Here is an 18030-nt window from a genome sequence, read left to right as displayed (position 1 = left end):
ATGTTTTACAAAAAGTTCAAAAGCTTGAACTAGTGTAAACCACAGCCAACACATTCATGTGCAGGAATACCGATTTCCTGTTCTTCATCAACTATTTCCTGTTTTAATTCTTGAACAGTAACTGAAATAAATGAGTATTCAGGTTTTTCAATCACTGGTGAAATTCCCTTAAAGTAGCAGTGGATATTTCCAGTGCATGCAATGTCAATGAGAATTGGTTCAGGGATTTTAAATCCTTTAAAGTATGATTCAATTTCGTTGATTTGATCTTTAGGAACTCTGAGGTTAAAAGACATCATTCCATCTTCTTTTGTTCTGATTCCAACGTGTGCTTGATTAACTAATAATTCATTTCCGTATTCTTGTTTAAATATTACGCAGTCTTCTCTATTTACCATACTAGTCCCTCCATTCGTTTTGTAATTAGTTTAATGTATTTGTCAGTATAATGTAAATTTTTAAAGTTTTTATTAATTAGTTTATTATTATTGTTTTATTTAATATAAACTTTTTTATAAAAATCATTTTAAATTTTAATTTTCTTGTTGAAATTCCATGAAATTTTCCTTTATTTTCAAAAAATATAACCATATCAAGTCTTTATTTCAATATTGCTTGAATAATATTCTTAATTTAGTTAATAAAGCAAAATCTCTTAATTTTATTATTTTTTTATAGTTTCTAAGTGGTTTTTACCATAATATTTATATTAGTTTAATTACAAATCTACTTAATGCTATGCATTATATAATTAGTTATATAATATTATAAGATTTATAAATTATATGAGACATGGCAGTATAAAAAAATTAATGTACAAATTGAATTTATTTAAAAAACAAAAATCAAAAGATGGTTAAAATGAGTGACGTAAACAAAGATATCGGTATGAGAATTAGAGAATTAAGAGAATTATCCGATATTACAACAGAAGAAATTGCTAAAGAACTTGATGTAGACGAAGAAACTTATATTTCATATGAAAATGGTATTATTGACATTCCAGCTAGTTTCTTATACCAAATTGCACAGATTTTCAATGTTGATTTAGCTTTGATTCTTACTGGTGAAGAAACTCGTATGACTTATTTTGATGTAACAAGAGCAGACAAAGGTTTTGCTGTTGACAGAAGGAAAGAATATAAGTATGAAAACTTATGTAAGAAATTTGTTCATAAAAAAGCTGAAATGTTTATTGTAACTGTTGATCCTAAAGAAGATGCTATTCCTTCTTTGAATTCACATGCAGGTCAAGAATTTAACTATATTCTTGAAGGAACTGTTAAAATATTCATTAAAGACAATGAGATTATTTTAAACGAAGGCGATTCTATATTCTTTGATGCAACTTGTGAACATGCAATGATTGCTTTAAACGATGAAAAAGCTAAATTTTTAGCAGTAATTATGTAATTAAATAGAATATTAAAAAAATGAATATTTGACAGAAAAATTTACAATAAAATAAGAAGGATTAATGGCTATATTCAAGGGGAGTATTAGCTTAGATTAAAATAGAGTGATATAATGACATCTTTAATAGGAAACTTTGTAAACAGAGTTGATTTTAAATCGTACAAGGATTTTTACGATAATTTTGAATTTACTGTACCAAAGGACTTTAACTTTGGTTTTGATGTAGTGGACGAATATGCAAGAATAGACCCAGAAAAGCTTGCATTGATTTGGTGTGACGATAACGAGAAAAAGGTCTTCACCTTCTTGGATATGAAAAAATTATCCAATAAAGCTGCAAACTTATTTAAATCCCAAGGAATCAATAAGGGAGATGCAGTATTGCTTACCTTAAAAAACAGGTATGAATTCTGGATCTGCATGACTGCACTTCACAAAATAGGTGCAATAGCTATTCCAACCACTCACATGGTAAAACTTCATGATATTATATATAGAGTGGAAAATGCAAGCATTAAAATGGTTGTATCTGTTGAAGAAGACCAATTGATTCCAGATTATGAAGCTTGTGAACAAGAGTTAGGCATTGAGCTTAAAAAGGCTCTTGTAGGAAATATTGATAAGAAAGGTTGGTTAAACTTCGATAAGGAACTCGCTAAGATGAGTGATGAGTTCGAAAGGCCAACTGGAGAAGACGCTACTCATGAGGATGAGACTTTCCTCATTTACTTCTCAAGCGGTACCACTGGAAACCCTAAAATGGTTGCACATGCTCACACTTATGCAATTGGACACTTAATCACTGCAAAATACTGGCACAATGTTGTAGAAGACGGAGTTCACCACACTTCTGCTGATACCGGATGGGGTAAAGCAGTATGGGGTAACTACTATGGCCAATGGATTGCTGGTTCTGCAGTATTTGTTTACGATTATGTTAGATTCAATGGTTTGGATTTAATGGAAAAGATCATTGAAAACAAGGTAAACACTTTCTGTGCACCTCCAACAATCTACAGATTCTTGATTAAGGAAGACTTATCCCAATTTGACTTTTCAAATGTTCAATATGCAACTACTGCTGGAGAGCCATTGCCTCCTGAAGTATTTAAAAGATTCAAGGAATTCACTGGATTGGAGATTAAAGAAGGATTCGGTCAAACTGAAACCACCCTTTCATTGGCTACATTCATTTGGATGGAATCAAAAACAGGTTCTGTAGGAAAACCATCCCCTGCATTTAAAGTAACCCTTTTAGACTCTGACCACAATACTGTAGATATTGGTTCTGAAGGAGAAATCTGTTTTGATATAACTGGAGAAAGATCTGTAGGTTTATTTAAGGAATATTACAGAAACCAAGAGAAGACTGATGAAGTGTGCCATGATGGTTATTACCACTGTGGAGACACTGCATATATAGATGAAGACGGTTATTACACATTTGTTGGAAGAAATGATGATATAATCAAGTCTTCCGGTTACCGTATTGGGCCGTACGAAGTGGAAAACGCTGTAATTTCTCACCCTTCAGTATTGGAATGTGCAATTACCGGTGTTCCTGATGAATTGAGAGGCCAAATCGTTAAGGCAACAATTGTTCTTGCAAAAGGATTCGAGCCAAGTGAAGAGCTTAAAAAGGATATTCAAAATCATGTAAAGCATGAAACCGCTCCTTATAAATATCCAAGAATGATTGAATTTGTTGAAGAATTGCCTAAAACAATTAGTGGTAAGATTCAAAGAAAGATAATCAGAACTGAAGATGAGAATAAACTTAAATAATTATTTTTCTCTTCTTATTATTTTTTTTAAACTTTTCAATTAATAATCAGATTAAGTTTAAAAATCAATAATCAATCTTATTAAATTATACAATTTCAAAAAATTAAAAAATTAAATTTATTGTAGGATAGTGAATAAATGAATGTAAATCAAATTAAACCATATCCTGTCATTAGCAAAAACAATTGTAAGGCATGTTTAAGATGTATAAGCGCTTGCAAAGAGGAATGCCTTAAATTAAGTGAAGAGATTAATGATAGCGGATATCAATATGCAGAATATACTGGAGAAGGCTGTATTGGTTGTGGAGATTGTTATTACACTTGTCCTGAACCATTAGCTATTGAAGTTCATATTCCTAGAAGGACTAGAAAACCTAAAGGAGATGCTTAAATGAGTAACCAAATTGTAAAAGGAAATACAGCTGTAATCATTGGAGCATTATATGCTGGCTGTGATTGTTTCTTTGGTTATCCAATCACCCCTGCAAGTGAGATTCTCCATGAGGCATCCAAATATTTCCCTATGGTAGGAAGAAAATTTGTACAGGCTGAAAGTGAAGAGGCTTCTGTAAATATGATCTATGGTGGAGCTTCAACTGGTCACAGAGTTATGAGCGCATCATCTGGACCTGGAATCAGCTTAATGCAAGAAGGATTCACCTTTTTAGCTGGTGCAGAATTGCCTGCAGTTATTGTAGATGTAATGAGAGCAGGTCCTGGTTTAGGTAATATCGGTCCTGAACAAGGAGATTACAATCAAATAGTAAAAGGTGGAGGTCATGGAAACTATAGAAATATAGTATTGGCACCTAACAGCGTTCAGGAAATGTGTGACTTCACCATGAAGGCATTTGAGCTTTCAAACAAATACAGAAACCCTGTAGTTGTCCTTGCTGATGCAGTATTAGGTCAAATGGCTGAACCTTTAAGATTCCCTAAAGAAGCTATTGAGCCTAAGATTGATGAATCATGGGCTGTAAGAGGCAATAAGGAAACCATGAACAATTTAGTGACTTCAATTTTCCTTGACTTCAATCAATTAGAGGATTTCAACTTCCAAATTCAGGAAAAGTATGAAACCATCAGGCAAAATGAAGTTGTTTATGAAGAGTATATGGTTGAAGATGCTGAAATTGTCATTGTAGCTTATGGAACAAGCAGCAGATTATCCAGAACTGCTGTTGATGTTGCAAGAGAAAAAGGCATTAAATTAGGTCTCTTAAGACCAATCACCTTATTCCCATTCCCAGAGAAAAGAATTAAGGAATTGGCAGATAAAGGTGTTCAATTTGTTTCTGTTGAAATGAGTAACGGTCAATTAAGAGAAGATGTAAAGGCAGCAGCTAATTACGATGATGTCCATTTGGTAAACAGAATGGGTGGAAATGTAATTGAGCTTAAGGATATTCTAAATGAAATCTATAAGATGGTAGGAAGCGATGAACGTCACAAGGTTCACAGTGACGAAAAGGATTATGATGCAAGTTACCTAAATGATAAGGAATATCAGGAAGAATTAGACAATGATAACTATTATAATCATAGGGTTGTAGATTAGGGAGGTGAAAGAATGGATAATATTAAAGTAACTGATGAAAACACTGAAAAAGTTCAAATGAGCGAAATCGAAGAAAAAGTTATTAAAAAACCAGAATCCTTATATGACAGCTTCCCTAGAAAAGGAAATGACATTTACAATACTCATTACTGCGCTGGTTGCGGTCATGGTATTTTACATAAATTGATTGCAGAAGTGATGGATGAATTGGATATTCAAGAAAGATCCGTAATGATTTCTCCTGTAGGATGTGCGGTATTCGGTTATTACTATTTCAATTGTGGAAATGTACAGACTGCACACGGAAGAGCTCCTGCAGTAGCTACTGGTATTTCAAGAGCTGAAGACAATGCTATTGTAATGAGTTATCAAGGAGATGGGGATTTAGCTTCCATTGGATTGAATGAAACATTGCAAGCTGCAAACCGTGGAGAAAAATTAGCAGTTTTCTTTGTAAACAACACTGTTTACGGAATGACTGGTGGTCAAATGGCACCAACCACATTGATTGGTGAAAAGACTGTAACCTGTCAAAACGGAAGAGACGCTAACTTTGCAGGATATCCATTGCACTTATGTGAATTATTGGATAACTTAAAGGCACCTGTATTCATTGAAAGAGTGTCCCTTGCAAACCCTAAACTTATTAGAAAAGCTAAAATAGCTATTAAAAAAGCTTTAATGATTCAAAAGGAAGGTAAAGGTTATGCTTTCGTTGAAGTTTTATCACCTTGTCCAACCAATATAAGAAGAGATGTTAAAGGTGTTGAAGACTTCTTGGTAAATGAAATGGGTAAGGAATTCCCTGTAAAAAGATTTAGGGATTTATCCAAAGAAAGAGAACCTAAAGAAAGACCTGTAAGCGATTTCTCTATTGAAACTCTTGATAAGGTCTTTGGAATAGACAGAACTAAGGAAATCAAGGAAATCGAAGAGGACTTTGATGACATTAAAGTTAAAATAGTAGGTTTCGGTGGTCAAGGAGTATTAAGCACTGGTCTTACCCTTGCTCAAGCAGCATGTAGTGAAGGTAAGGAAGTATCATGGTACCCAAGCTATGGGCCAGAACAAAGAGGAGGAACTTCCAACTGTTCTGTAACCATTTCAGCTAAAACAATCGGTTCTCCAGTTGTTGAAGAATGTGATATTCTTATTGCAATGAACAAGCCTGCTTTAGAGAAATACTCAATAGACGTTAAGGAAAAAGGAATAATCCTATACGATTCCCGTGCAGGAGATTACAATAAGGACAATCTTCATGTAAAGGATGATGTTGAAATCATTGCTATTCCAGCAAGAGCTATTGCAACTGAAGTGGGTAATGCAAAGGCTATGAACACTGCAATCTTAGGTGCTTTAATGGAATTAGGTGCAGATAGCCCTATCTTATCTAAAGAAGCATTTGAAAACGGTATTAAGGATACCTTTGCAGCTAAACCAAAACTCATTGATGTAAACTTAAAGGTTTTAGAAGCTGGAGCAACTTGGTTAAGAGAAAACAGGTAATCTCTTAACTATTTTTCTTTTTTTAAATTATTATTTTTATTTTTTCACTAATTTTTTATGCTATTTTTTTCATTTTTTATTCTATTTTTCTATTTTTATTACTATTTCTTTCAATTTAACTCATTCTTATGATTTTAATTTTTTTAAAAAAGTTTATTATATAAAAAATTGAAATTATTATTTGAAAATAACCTATTTTTAAAATTATATGTGAGGAGATATTATCACTAAAGATTACGAATTTGATGCATTGGATGCTAAAGATCAATGCGTTAAATGGATTCAGGAATTCTTTGAAGAAAATGGAAAAGGTTGCAATGCTGTTGTAGGCATTTCTGGAGGTAAGGATAGCTCTGTAGTTGCTGCCCTATGTGTGGAAGCTTTAGGTAGAGACAGGGTTATTGGAGTCCTCATGCCTAATGATGTTCAGTCAGACATTGATTTTGCAAAGCTTCTTGTAAATCATTTAGGAATTAAGCATTACATTATCAATGTCAAGGATGCTGTAAATGGAGTTTTAGATCAAATGAAAAAATCTGATATTGAAATATCCGAACAGACCATGATAAATCTTCCGCCTAGAATCCGCATGTCTGTTTTATATGCAGTGTCACAATCCAATAATGGTAGGGTAGCAAACAATTGTAATTTGTCTGAAGATTGGGTAGGTTATGCAACAAGATATGGTGATGGAGCCGGAGACTTTTCACCACTTTCAAACCTAACTGTAACTGAAGTTAAGGAAATAGGAAGAAGCCTTAATTTACCTGATGAGTTGGTTGATAAAGTACCAATTGATGGACTCTCTGATCAATCTGATGAAGAGAAGCTTGGATTTACTTATGATGTATTGGATAAGTATATACGAACTGGTGAAATTAGTGATAAAAAGACAAAAGAAAGAATTGATTACCTCCATGAATTGAATAAATTCAAGTTGGAATTGATGCCAAGTTTCAAATATAAATAATTTTTATTTTTTTAAGTGAATATTAAATAATAATTTGAATATTCATTCATTGTGATGTTTTTTTAGGGATGATTTCATGGCTGATAAATTTAGCAAGGAGACCCGTAGTTACATTATGTCAAGGATTAGGGGAAAGGACACCAAGCCGGAAATTCTTGTTCGCAAGTATCTTTTTGCAAGGGGACTCAGATTCCGTAAGAATGATAAAAGGTATCCTGGACGTCCTGATGTTGTATTGCCTAAGTACAAGACTGCTGTCTTTGTTCATGGCTGTTTCTGGCATCTTCATGAAGGTTGCAAGTATGCTAAAATGCCAAAATCCAATGTTGAATATTGGGAAGAGAAACTCTATAGAAACAGGGAACGTGATGCACGAAATCAGGCAGAGCTTAAAGCGATGGGATGGACTGTCCTTACAGTGTGGGAGTGTGAATTGAAAAAGGACAAGCGTGAAGAGACACTTGAGATCTTATACGATAGAATAACCTCCCAAGATAATGGAGAATAGAAAAATTATTACAATTTCTTCTAATTTTTTATCTTTTGTAATAATTTATAACGATTTATAATTATTTATAATGATTTAACACGATTTTTTTTCTAAAATAAAAGATTTTTCGTAGTTTATATTGCAAAATACGAACAATCAGAGGATTAAATAGTATGTATTTATATACCAGTTCTTTTATAATAGTAAATAATATATGATTTTTTCATTTTTAAAAATCATGTATAATTATTATGTTCTATTTAATATAGAACTTTAAAAATGGAGTCGCTAAATGTTTATGACTGTATTTTTTAGTTTCTTAGTATTTTTAGGAATGTTAATTTTCCTAAACGAAGGAGATATTATCCTCGATTATATATAAGCGATATATAATAATACTAATACCTGTACTATTGTACAATGTATTCATTAGAATGATAGATGTAACTATTGTTCTGTTTTATTTTTTCAATTAAGTTTTTTAAAAAAACTTAATTCTTTAATTCTTTTTTTAAATTTAATTAATTATTAATTGTTAATTCTTGTGGGCTGGTAGCTCAGATGGTAGATCGTCGCCTTGGCATGGCGGAGGCCCCGGGTTCAAATCCCGGTCAGTCCACTTCTTTTTTTATTTTATTTTATTTTATTTTATTTTTATTATTGAAAAAATATTTTCTAAAATTAGTGTTTATTTGCTAAATAAAATAATGATATAAAAAGAAGTTTTGAAATAAAAAAAGAAATTAAAAAGGCATTAAACCTTTTTAAAATTTAAATTGCAACTTATGCCAATTCTAAATAATAAGACGCCTTTTGCTCCACCTTTCATAGCTGCTTTAGCATCTTTTAGAAGAGCTGCATGAGATAATTTTTTAGCATTCTTATCAGAATGATATGATTGCAAACCAACCCAAATTTGAGCTCCATTTGATTGGCTAACGAATTTTTTTGTTACAGAGGTGAGCCATGTCCTTTTTTTCTTGTAATTGCCTTTATATTCCATTGGAGTCAACACATCAGCGTATTTGCTCATTGTTGATACATCTTGGCCAAAAGAACGGGTCATTGCACTTGGTTCAGGCATTATTGCTGCTGAAACAATGCAATTCTGTTTAACCTTACGGACTTCAGTTGAAGCTTTTTTCATGAAGTAGTTTATTGCACGATTAGGGTCTTTATATAAATGTGCAGTACCTCCGAAACGGACATAATCAAAGTGAATGCCGTCCACTCCTTTAATCTTTGCATAGCTCTTTGCTTCTCTGATCCTTTTATTTAAGAAGGAATACTTGATTTTGTTATTTTTGTCGATAGGTCTAACCCATTTTCCTCCCCTATAACAGACTTGCATCCATAAATGGACTTTAATTCCATGTTTATGTGCTTTTTTAATAAAGGAAGCAACACCTGATCTTCCATACAGGGATATTGCATGAACATGAAGGAAAATGTGTTTGGTGCCTCTTTTTGCAAGGCTTTTAAGATTCACCTTTTTCATATGGTTTGACCATAGCCAATAACCGTCTCCTTTAGTCATTTTAGGTTTGACTTTTATTTTAAAGGAACCGTTTGAAGCTAAATAAGGAGAAGTGCTTTTAACTGAATATTTGATTTCATGCAATCCTTTCTTAAGACTTAAATAGATTTTAGCGTTACCGTACTTGTTAGTTATAGCAGTATAGGTTTTTCCTGCAACCTTAAATGTGACTTTCTGATTTTTTAAGGTATTGTTTTTTGCATCAAGCAATTTTACATAGAATAAGGATTTTAATCCTTGACGATAATTGATGTATTTATCTCCAACTCTTAATTTGGTTTTAATTGCAGATGAGATAGTCACTTTACAGGTTTCAGTTGCATCAGTTGTTAAATCATCACCTAAATAAGTTATTTCAGCATAATAAGTTCCCTTATTCAATTTGACATTCAACTTGACTTCACCATTTGCATCAGTGGTTTTAATATAAGTGATTCCATCTAATTCAATTTGAACTTGTCTTGAAGATAATGCAGTGTTATTTGCTGTTAATTTGATGCTTATTGTAGTTGTAAATGACTCATATCCTTTAACATCTGAAGTGGTTATTGTGGAATTTGCCTTTTCTTCTATAAGCTCATCTTCCTCATCATTTTCGTTATCTGTTGTGTCTTCAGGAAGCGCATCACTTGGATTCTCAGCAATTATCTCTTCACTGCTTTCTTGGTTTGCTTGATCTTCAATTTGAATCTCCTGCAATCCATCAACTGCATTTTCATCAGCAGATGCCATTAGATTATCCTCTGCTGAAACTGCAGAAATAGATAGAATTAATAAAGTGAAAATCATTAATAAAAATATTTTTTTCATATTAAAACCTTTATTTTTCTTTATTTTTATATGTACTGTTTCATTATTGGTTTTGTTTGTTTCACTAAACCAGTCTTTTTTAGGGATATAATACATTTTTGCAGAAGCGATTATTCAAGAACAATTTAGAATAGGATCCTCTTAATTATCAGTGATGAAAAAGGATATTGTAAATTAAAAATAAAAAAGAAGAAAAAAAGAAAAAAGTTACCATTTAAAGTAACTTACAAGTTTTCATTATAAAATTCTGCAATCTTTTTAAATGGGATTACATCTGTCTTATAGTATAAATCAGTATGCACAGCATCTGGAATGATCATTAGCTCCTTGTTGTCGCCAGTCAATTTAGCGAATTCATCTTCTGAGAAATATCTGGAATGAGCCTTTTCTCCATGAATCATTAAGATTGGTGTTCTGATTTCATCTGAGTAAGCTATGATTGGTTGAGATATGAATGACATGCATCCAATTACATTCCATCCATCATTTGAACCTGGAGACCTTGGGTGATATCCTAAAGGTTCAATGTAAAAGTCATGATAATCCTTCACGAATTGAGGCAAGTCATCAGTTACTTCCTTAATGACTCCTCCCGCTTTTGCATACTCTCCATTTTTAAAGTCTTCAGTTCTTTGATTGTTTAAAGCAACTTTCATTTCATATCTTGCATCAGCGTTATCATCTGCATCATAATATCCTTTAGCGTTAATACGGGTCATATTATACATTGTTGAGGTTACAGTTGCCTTAATACGAGTATCAATGGATGCTGCATTTAAAGCCATTCCTCCCCATCCGCAGATTCCACAGATTCCAACTCTTTCACCGTCAACTTCATCTGATGTGACAAGATAGTCAACAGCAGCTTGGAAATCTTCTGTATTTATATCAGGGGATGCCATATCACGAGGTTCGCCTAAGCTTTCCCCTGTAAATGAAGGGTCAAAAGCTATTGTCAAAAAGCCCATTTCAGCTAATGTTTGAGCATAAAGGCCTGAAACCTGTTCTTTTACAGCACCAAATGGTCCTGCACATGCAATAGCAGGCAATTTGTCTTTGGAATCCTTTGGTTTGTATAGATCTGCAACCAATGTGATTCCATATCTATTTTTAAATGTCACTTTTTTGTGGTCTACTTTATCGCTTTTAGGGAAAACTTTATCCCATTCTGTTGTTATTTCAATGTTATTCATAATAAACACCTTTTTAATAATTAAATAATATTTATATTTCAAATTATCTTTAATTTGGAATAATCGTATAGACTATTCTAAACTAAAAACTAATGTAACATTACCCGGTCCTAGAACTTCTTTTAGCTCATTGGAGCTAATATTGTCTATTTTGCCTAATTTTGTATAGCTCCATGAATGAGAGCCATAAAACAAGGATATCTTATCCCCTTGATATAAGACAATATCGCCAGGTTCTGTATTGATATTTTCATCACTTGTTGGAAGTGAAAAACCTAATTCCCCTACTTTTTCAAAGCCACCATATTCTGTTGCATTAACAGTAATGTTTCCTTTTTCCAATTCTTTAATTAATTCTTGTGCAGCAGAATTATTTTCCAATTCAACATCGAAAATATCCTCATTAATTTGGACTTTAACTGAATCATTCACACTATCATCTCCGCTCACTGCAGTGCAAGCAATTAAACCCAATATTATTATAAAGCAAATTTTTTTAATGAAATGCATTGCATCACCTTAAAATGGAACCTTTATTTTATTTTAAACTAAAGACTAATGTAGCGTCTCCGGTTCCTAAAATATTTTTCAAGTCTTTTGTATTTTGCACTTTACCTAATTTTGTATAAGACCATGAATTTGAGTTATAGAATAAGGATATCTCATCTCCATTATAAAGCACAATATCTCCAAGTGAAGTGGTTATGTACTTATCGCTTCTTGGAAGTGAAAAGCCTAATTCTCCCACTTTCTCAAAGTTTCCATAATCTTCAGCATAGATTGTTATGTTTCCTTTTTTTAGCTTGGCCATCAATGCTTTTGCTGCTGAATTGCTTTCCAATTTCACATTAAAAACATGATTATTGACTTTAAGTTTTATTATATTTGGGCGAGCAATTGTTTTGATATATCTTATTTTAGAAGCTGATTTAACTTTAGTTGTAGCTTTAACTGTAATGATAACCTTGTGTTTGCTTTTATTCAATGATTTCATGTTGAAACCAACAGTTCCGTTTTCATCTGTTTTCAAGGAATATTGCTTATATTTCTTGCCTGTGTAAACTTTAATTAATACTTTAATATTCTTCATCGGTTTTTTAGATTCCTTGTTCTTAATAATTATCTTGTATTTTTTGCTTTCCTTATAATAGCTTGTTTTATTAGATGCGGAAATTATTGGTTTTGCTTTTGAAATTTTTATCAAGCTGGTTTTCTTCTTTGAGATATACAGTTTTGAATCCTTTACATTGACTGTAACTTTATGGCTGCCAATGCTTAAAGTAGATGCATATAATTTTGCAATTCCCTTGGAATCAGTTGTTTTGATGAATTTCTTATATTTTTTGCCAGTATATACTTTTAAGACAAGCTTAACTTTTGCTACAGGCTTTTTAGTTTTGCTGTCAATCACTTTCACCTTGAAATATTTTCCTGATCTGTATGTTGTTGATAGTTTTGAAGGACTTAATGTGACTGATTTAGGTCCTGTGGAAGTGTTTTTTGCCAAAACTGTTTGTGTACTATCATTTAAATTTAGGTCAGATGCAGTGACATTTTGAGTACTTTCAACTATTATGGGACTATCATCAACAATATCTGAATTACCACTATCTTCAACAGCATTAACTGCAGAAATACTTAATATTCCTACAATGAAAATCAAGATTAAAGCAATTCTTTTATCTAACAATTTTACCACCAATTATAAGTTAAGAATATCAATATAAGTTTCCTTTATGAAATTTATTTCCTCGTCTGTGTAAAAGTCTTCCTCATGGGTATCCAAAGCAAAAATAATCAATTCATATAATACCTTATTTAGTTTCATTCCTTTTGGAGTTAAATAATATTCAGTTTCATTATTTTTAACAGTTTTTTCAATTAAATTGTTCTTTTCCATTGATTTAAGGCATCTTGTAAGGGTTTTATTATCTAGATTTGGGCGGTTTTCTTGAAATTGTGTGAAACGCTTTTTTCCCAAAAACAGATCTTTTAAAATGTAAAATGTCCATTTATTGCTTATGGACTTAATTGCACTACCTACAATGTTTCTTTCAAATTGATTCCCATACAATTTTTCTTCCAGAACCATGATGATTTATTTGTTTTTTTATAGTTTAATAGTTTTTAGTGGCAAAAATGCCACAAGGATTAACTGAATATCAGTGAGTATCATTGAATATTAATTGAATATTAATTGAAAATTATAATATTAACTAAATATTATATACTTTAATAAATATATTTAAATATAATATAGATTTTTAAACGATTTGAAATCTATTTTAATAATACTGATATTTTAAAATTAATTTATAAAAACGAATCAAGAGGAATTAAATGACTTATAAAGAAATTTCCAAAGAGTTTTTAGATAAGGCTAATGTTACCATTGGTGATACAATAAAGGTAACTAAAGAAGATATTTCCTATGAGGGAATATTGCTTGACAGATCTGAAGATGCAAAAGACGCTTATATTGTAATTAAACTTGACAGCGGATACAATGTTGGAGTGAACATTGAATCTGCAAGCATTGAACTTATTGAAAAGGGAGACAAGCCAAAGATAGGATTTGAAGGGGATAAAATAGAAAAAGACCCTAACAAACAAAACATCTCCATCATATCCACTGGTGGTACAGTATCCTCCATTATCGATTACAAGACTGGGGCTGTACACCCTAAATTCACTGCAGAAGACTTACTTAGAGCAAATCCGGAATTATTGGATCTTGCTAATTATGATGTTAAAGCGTTATATAACATTTTATCTGAAAACATGCAACCTGAATATTGGGTAAAGGCAGCAGAGTCCATTGCTGATGACATCAATAATGGTGCTGATGGAATAGTGATTGCTCATGGTACAGACACTATGCATTACACCTCAGCTGCATTGAGCTTTATGATCAAGACACCTGTTCCTATTGTAATTACCGGTGCACAAAGAAGTTCAGACAGACCTTCAACAGATGCTTTCCTTAACATTTACAACTCCTGCGGAGCTGCATTGTCAGACATTGCAGAGGTTACAGTATTGATGCACAACACATTGAATGACGGTGACTGTGCACTTCATAAGGGAACTAAAGTGCGCAAGATGCACACAAGCAGAAGGGACACTTTCAGAAGCATCGATAGTGAGCCAATAGCTCTTTTAAGAGACGGTAAAGTGAAATCAGTCAATCTTCCATATACAAAACGTGGAGAAAATGAATTGGAATTGAATACAGCTATTGAAAGCAAGGTTGCTTTAATCAAATCATTCCCTGGAATCAAGTCTGACATAATTGATTATCACATTGACAAAGGATACAAAGGATTGCTTATAGAAGGAACCGGTCTTGGACATGTTCCTGATTATATGGTTGATGCTCTTCAAAGAGCTAACGATGAAGGAATTCCAGTTGTAATGACTTCCCAATGCCTATATGGAACAATAAACATGAATGTTTACAGTACAGGAAGACTATTGCAGGATGCTGGTGTAATTTCCGGTATGGACATGACTCCTGAAACCGCTTATGTAAAATTGGCATGGGCTTTAGGACAGACTGAAGATGTAAATGAAGTTAAAGACATTATTCAAACCAATGTTGCTGGAGAATTGAATGAAAGTTCTTCACTTAAATATTTCTTGAATTAGGAGGATAGAAAATGGCTAAAAACAAATCTAAAAAAGGAAACAAAGGAAACAAAAGCGGTAAGTCTGAAACTCCTAAGATTGAAAGAAATTGGGAAGAGCTTGGACTTATGATGGGTTTAGAAATTCACCAACAATTGAATACAAAGCATAAGCTTTTCTGCCCATGTTCAACTGAACTTATTGATGATGAATTCGATGATGGAATCATAAGAAACTTAAGGCCAACTCAAAGTGAATTAGGTCAAATAGACAGAGCTGCATTGCAAGAGTCCCTAAGGGACATGACCTTTAAGTATGAGTCATTCAATAATCACACTTGCCTTGTTGAAACTGATGATGAGCCTCCTCATGCATTGAATAGGGAAGCATTGGACATTTGTATTACAATAGCTTCACTTTTGAACATGAAGATGGTGGATGAGTTCCATACTATGAGAAAACAAGTAATTGACGGCAGTAACACCGGTGGTTTCCAAAGAACCGGTCTTGCAGCAACTGACGGTTACTTAGACACTCCATATGGTAGAGTAGCTATTGAATCATTAGGGCTTGAAGAGGATGCAGCAAGAAGAATAGATTCAGATGATGAATTTACCGAATTCCGTCTTGACAGGTTAGGAATTCCTCTTGCAGAAATCACTACAGATCCTTCAATGCACCATCCAGAGCAAATAAAGGAAGTTGCTTATATGATTGGTCAGGTATTGAGAAGCACTAATGTAAAAAGAGGAATCGGTACAATCCGTCAGGATGTAAACATCTCCATTACAAGAGGTGCAAGAGTTGAAATCAAAGGTGTGCAAGATCTTGATTTAATGCCTGAAATTGTAGAAAGAGAGGTTCAAAGGCAATTGGCACTTGCAGACATTAAAGATGAACTCATAAAAAGAAATGCGAGTGTTGAAGATACCATTTATGACCTTGATGAAGTATTTAAAGACACTTCCTCAAAAATATTGTCCTCTGCAAAATGCATTAAGGGTATTATCTTAAGAGGATTTGATGGTCTTATCGGTAAAGAGATTCAACCTGGAAGAAGATTTGGTACTGAATTGTCCAGCTATGCTAAGAAAATGGGAGTTTCAGGACTTTTCCACACAGATGAATTGCCTGCATATGGTATCGGTGCTGAAGAAGTGGATGCTATGAAAGAGTTCCTTAAAATAGGTCCTCAAGATGCAATCATCATTGTAGCTCATGATGAGGATGTTGCTGTAAATGCATTGAATGAGGTCATAAGAAGAGCAAACATGGCATTTGATGGCGTGGTTGAAGAAACCAGAAAGGCATTGGATGATGGAAATACCGAATACATGAGACCACTTCCAACTGCAAACAGAATGTATCTTGAAACTGACATTCCATTGTTCCAAATCACTGATGATATGGTTGAACCTATTAAGAACAACCTTCCGGAACTTCCTGATGAGAAGAAAGAAAGAATCAAGGCAGAATACAAGCTAAGTGAAGATTTAGCTAGCCAAATCGTTAGAAGATTGCTTGGAGACACTTTTGAATCATTATTAAGCAAGGTTAAAGTTGATCCAACTACCGTTGCTTCAGTGCTTGTTTCAGATTTAAGAGACCTAAGAAGGGAAGGAATAGATGTTTCAATCTTTGATGAGGATAAATTGGTTGAAGTCTTCTCACTTCTTGAAGAAGGAAAAATCTCTAAGGATGCTATTAAAGACTTGATGATTGCAGTTAGCAAAAAACCAGATGCTGATGTAGCAGACATTGCTGAAGAAGCTAATTTAACTCTTTTAAGTGAAGATGCAGTTAGAGACATTATCCATGAGATCGCTACCCAAAACGAATCCATGATCAAGGAACGTCAGATGGGTGCTATGGGTCCTTTAATGGGAATGAGCATGAAAAAGCTTAAAGGAAAGGCTGATGGTAGTTTAGTGAATAAGATTGTTAGAGAAGAGATTCAAAATCTATTATAGATTTTGACCTAATTTATTCTTTTAAATAAATTCTTGTCAGTTTTAAAAACTTCAAATTCATATTTTAAAATAGTCAATTTTAAAAAAATTTAAATTCATATTTATTTAGGTGTGTAATATGGAGAATTATGACATTGTAATTATTGGTGCAGGTCCAGCAGGATTGACTGCAGGAATGTATGCTGGAAGACAAAACTCAAAAACTTTAGTCATTGATAAAGGAATGGCTGGAGGATTAGGTTTGGAAGTCCCTATGATGCAGAATTATCCTGGTTTTGACTTGATTGCTGGAATGGAACTCATTCAAAAGATGAAGGCCCAAAGTGAAAATTATTGTGAAATTCTGGAAAATACTGTAATTGAATCAATTGAAAAAACAGATGATGGCTTTAATTTAAAGACTAAAAATTCTCCTTTATTGATGACATCTGATGATGCCGGTGAAAATGAATTCTTCACTAAAACAATCATTTTTGCAACTGGATCAAGCCATAGGCATTTGAATGTTCCTGGTGAGGAAGAGTTTTTAGGTCGTGGAGTGGCATACTGTGCAACCTGTGATGGAATGTTTTTCATTGGAAGGGATGTTCTTATGGTAGGTGGAGGAAACAGTGCTGCTCAAGAGGCATTATACCTTAAGAACCTTGGTTGCAATGTTAAATTGGTTCACAGAAGAGATGAATTGAGATGTGAGCATCATCTCCAAAATGCTTTGAAGGAAAATGATATTGAAGTTCTTTGGAATTCAACTATCGAAGAGATTAAAGGAGATATGGCTGTTGATTCAGTTACTCTTTTAAGAAATGGCAAAGAAGAGGATTATAAAACAGATGCTGTCTTTGTAGCTATTGGTGATGATCCTTCCAATGAATTGGCTAAGGAATTAGGAGTGGATTTGGATGAGAACGGTTACATAATTACTGACAAGAATCAGGCTACCAATGTAGAAGGAGTTTTTTCTGCAGGTGATATAACTGGTGGTGTTAAACAGTGGATTGTAGCTTGTGGAGAAGGTGCAGTAGCTGCTATTTCCGCTTATAATTATATAAATCTTTGAAAGATATTTTTTTATTAATTTCTTTTTATTTTTTATTTTCATTTTTTTTATTTTAATAGGGTGATTTTCAATTTTTTAAATTCTTTTTTTCATTCGTCTTTTAACGAAT

The 18030-nt window shown here is 33.0% G+C and carries 16 protein-coding genes and 1 tRNA gene; 11 read left to right on the top strand and 6 right to left on the bottom strand.

The annotated features are described in order from the left end of the window. Positions 1-29: 29 nt before the first annotated feature. Entirely contained in the window at positions 30-398 is a 369-nt protein-coding gene (locus ACJMLB_RS06060) for a hypothetical protein (protein WP_405324522.1), read from the bottom strand. Positions 399-861: 463 nt separating this feature from the next. On the opposite strand from ACJMLB_RS06060, the gene ACJMLB_RS06055 reads away from it, so the two are divergent. The 8 genes from ACJMLB_RS06055 to ACJMLB_RS06020 all read left to right on the top strand — a co-directional run bounded on the left by ACJMLB_RS06055 (position 862) and on the right by ACJMLB_RS06020 (position 8346). Further along, positions 862-1413 carry a helix-turn-helix domain-containing protein gene (locus ACJMLB_RS06055; protein ID WP_394349906.1) on the top strand — a complete coding sequence of 184 codons (552 nt, stop codon included), beginning with the start codon at positions 862-864 and terminating at the stop codon, positions 1411-1413. 114 nt (positions 1414-1527) lie between these two features. Next, the gene (locus tag ACJMLB_RS06050; RefSeq protein WP_405324519.1) at positions 1528-3201 is read left to right on the top strand and encodes an AMP-binding protein; all 1674 of its coding nucleotides are present in this window, start codon (positions 1528-1530) and stop codon (positions 3199-3201) included. Between the two features lie 138 nt (positions 3202-3339). Next, entirely contained in the window at positions 3340-3594 is a 255-nt protein-coding gene (locus ACJMLB_RS06045; RefSeq protein ID WP_296856814.1) for a ferredoxin family protein, read from the top strand. Beyond that, positions 3595-4761 carry a 3-methyl-2-oxobutanoate dehydrogenase subunit VorB gene (locus ACJMLB_RS06040; RefSeq protein WP_405324517.1) on the top strand — a complete coding sequence of 389 codons (1167 nt, stop codon included), beginning with the start codon at positions 3595-3597 and terminating at the stop codon, positions 4759-4761. A 12-nt stretch (positions 4762-4773) separates the two neighbouring features. Next, on the top strand, positions 4774-6267 hold the full coding sequence (locus ACJMLB_RS06035) for a 2-oxoacid:acceptor oxidoreductase family protein (protein WP_405324515.1): 1494 nt from the start codon (positions 4774-4776) through the stop codon (positions 6265-6267). Between the two features lie 250 nt (positions 6268-6517). Continuing rightward, on the top strand, positions 6518-7237 hold the full coding sequence (gene nadE / locus ACJMLB_RS06030) for an NAD(+) synthase (protein WP_405324513.1): 720 nt from the start codon (positions 6518-6520) through the stop codon (positions 7235-7237). 76 nt (positions 7238-7313) lie between these two features. Then, complete coding sequence (locus ACJMLB_RS06025; protein ID WP_405324511.1) at positions 7314-7745, top strand: very short patch repair endonuclease; 432 nt, start codon at positions 7314-7316, stop codon at positions 7743-7745. 528 nt (positions 7746-8273) lie between these two features. Then, positions 8274-8346: transfer RNA gene (locus ACJMLB_RS06020), tRNA-Ala, on the top strand. Positions 8347-8481: 135 nt separating this feature from the next. Here ACJMLB_RS06020 and ACJMLB_RS06015 read toward each other — a convergent pair. The 5 genes from ACJMLB_RS06015 to ACJMLB_RS05995 all read right to left on the bottom strand — a co-directional run bounded on the left by ACJMLB_RS06015 (position 8482) and on the right by ACJMLB_RS05995 (position 13359). After that, the gene (locus ACJMLB_RS06015) at positions 8482-10074 is read right to left on the bottom strand and encodes a putative glycoside hydrolase (RefSeq protein ID WP_405324510.1); all 1593 of its coding nucleotides are present in this window, start codon (positions 10072-10074) and stop codon (positions 8482-8484) included. Between the two features lie 224 nt (positions 10075-10298). Next, a complete protein-coding gene (locus tag ACJMLB_RS06010) occupies positions 10299-11267 on the bottom strand; it encodes an alpha/beta hydrolase (RefSeq protein WP_405324508.1) in 969 nt (322 codons plus the stop codon). 72 nt (positions 11268-11339) lie between these two features. Continuing rightward, positions 11340-11777 carry a cyclophilin-like fold protein gene (locus tag ACJMLB_RS06005; RefSeq protein ID WP_405324507.1) on the bottom strand — a complete coding sequence of 146 codons (438 nt, stop codon included), beginning with the start codon at positions 11775-11777 and terminating at the stop codon, positions 11340-11342. A 28-nt stretch (positions 11778-11805) separates the two neighbouring features. Beyond that, the gene (locus ACJMLB_RS06000; RefSeq protein ID WP_405324505.1) at positions 11806-12957 is read right to left on the bottom strand and encodes a cyclophilin-like fold protein; all 1152 of its coding nucleotides are present in this window, start codon (positions 12955-12957) and stop codon (positions 11806-11808) included. Positions 12958-12969: 12 nt separating this feature from the next. Further along, a complete protein-coding gene (locus ACJMLB_RS05995; RefSeq protein WP_405324503.1) occupies positions 12970-13359 on the bottom strand; it encodes a winged helix-turn-helix transcriptional regulator in 390 nt (129 codons plus the stop codon). 248 nt (positions 13360-13607) lie between these two features. On the opposite strand from ACJMLB_RS05995, the gene gatD reads away from it, so the two are divergent. The 3 genes from gatD (at position 13608) to ACJMLB_RS05980 (ending at position 17921) form a co-directional block, all read left to right on the top strand. Then, positions 13608-14915, top strand: coding sequence for a Glu-tRNA(Gln) amidotransferase subunit GatD (gene gatD / locus ACJMLB_RS05990; protein WP_405324501.1), 1308 nt, complete (start codon positions 13608-13610; stop codon positions 14913-14915). An 11-nt stretch (positions 14916-14926) separates the two neighbouring features. Then, positions 14927-16864 carry a Glu-tRNA(Gln) amidotransferase subunit GatE gene (gatE, locus tag ACJMLB_RS05985; RefSeq protein WP_405324499.1) on the top strand — a complete coding sequence of 646 codons (1938 nt, stop codon included), beginning with the start codon at positions 14927-14929 and terminating at the stop codon, positions 16862-16864. A gap of 118 nt (positions 16865-16982) precedes the next feature. Beyond that, positions 16983-17921, top strand: a complete 939-nt coding sequence (locus ACJMLB_RS05980) for an NAD(P)/FAD-dependent oxidoreductase (protein ID WP_296869259.1) — start codon at positions 16983-16985, stop codon at positions 17919-17921. Positions 17922-18030: the final 109 nt, after the last annotated feature.

Source organism: Methanobrevibacter sp., assembly GCF_045114555.1.
Classification (GTDB): Archaea; Methanobacteriota; Methanobacteria; order Methanobacteriales; family Methanobacteriaceae; genus Methanobrevibacter.
This window is presented reverse-complemented; position numbering and strand designations above follow the sequence as displayed.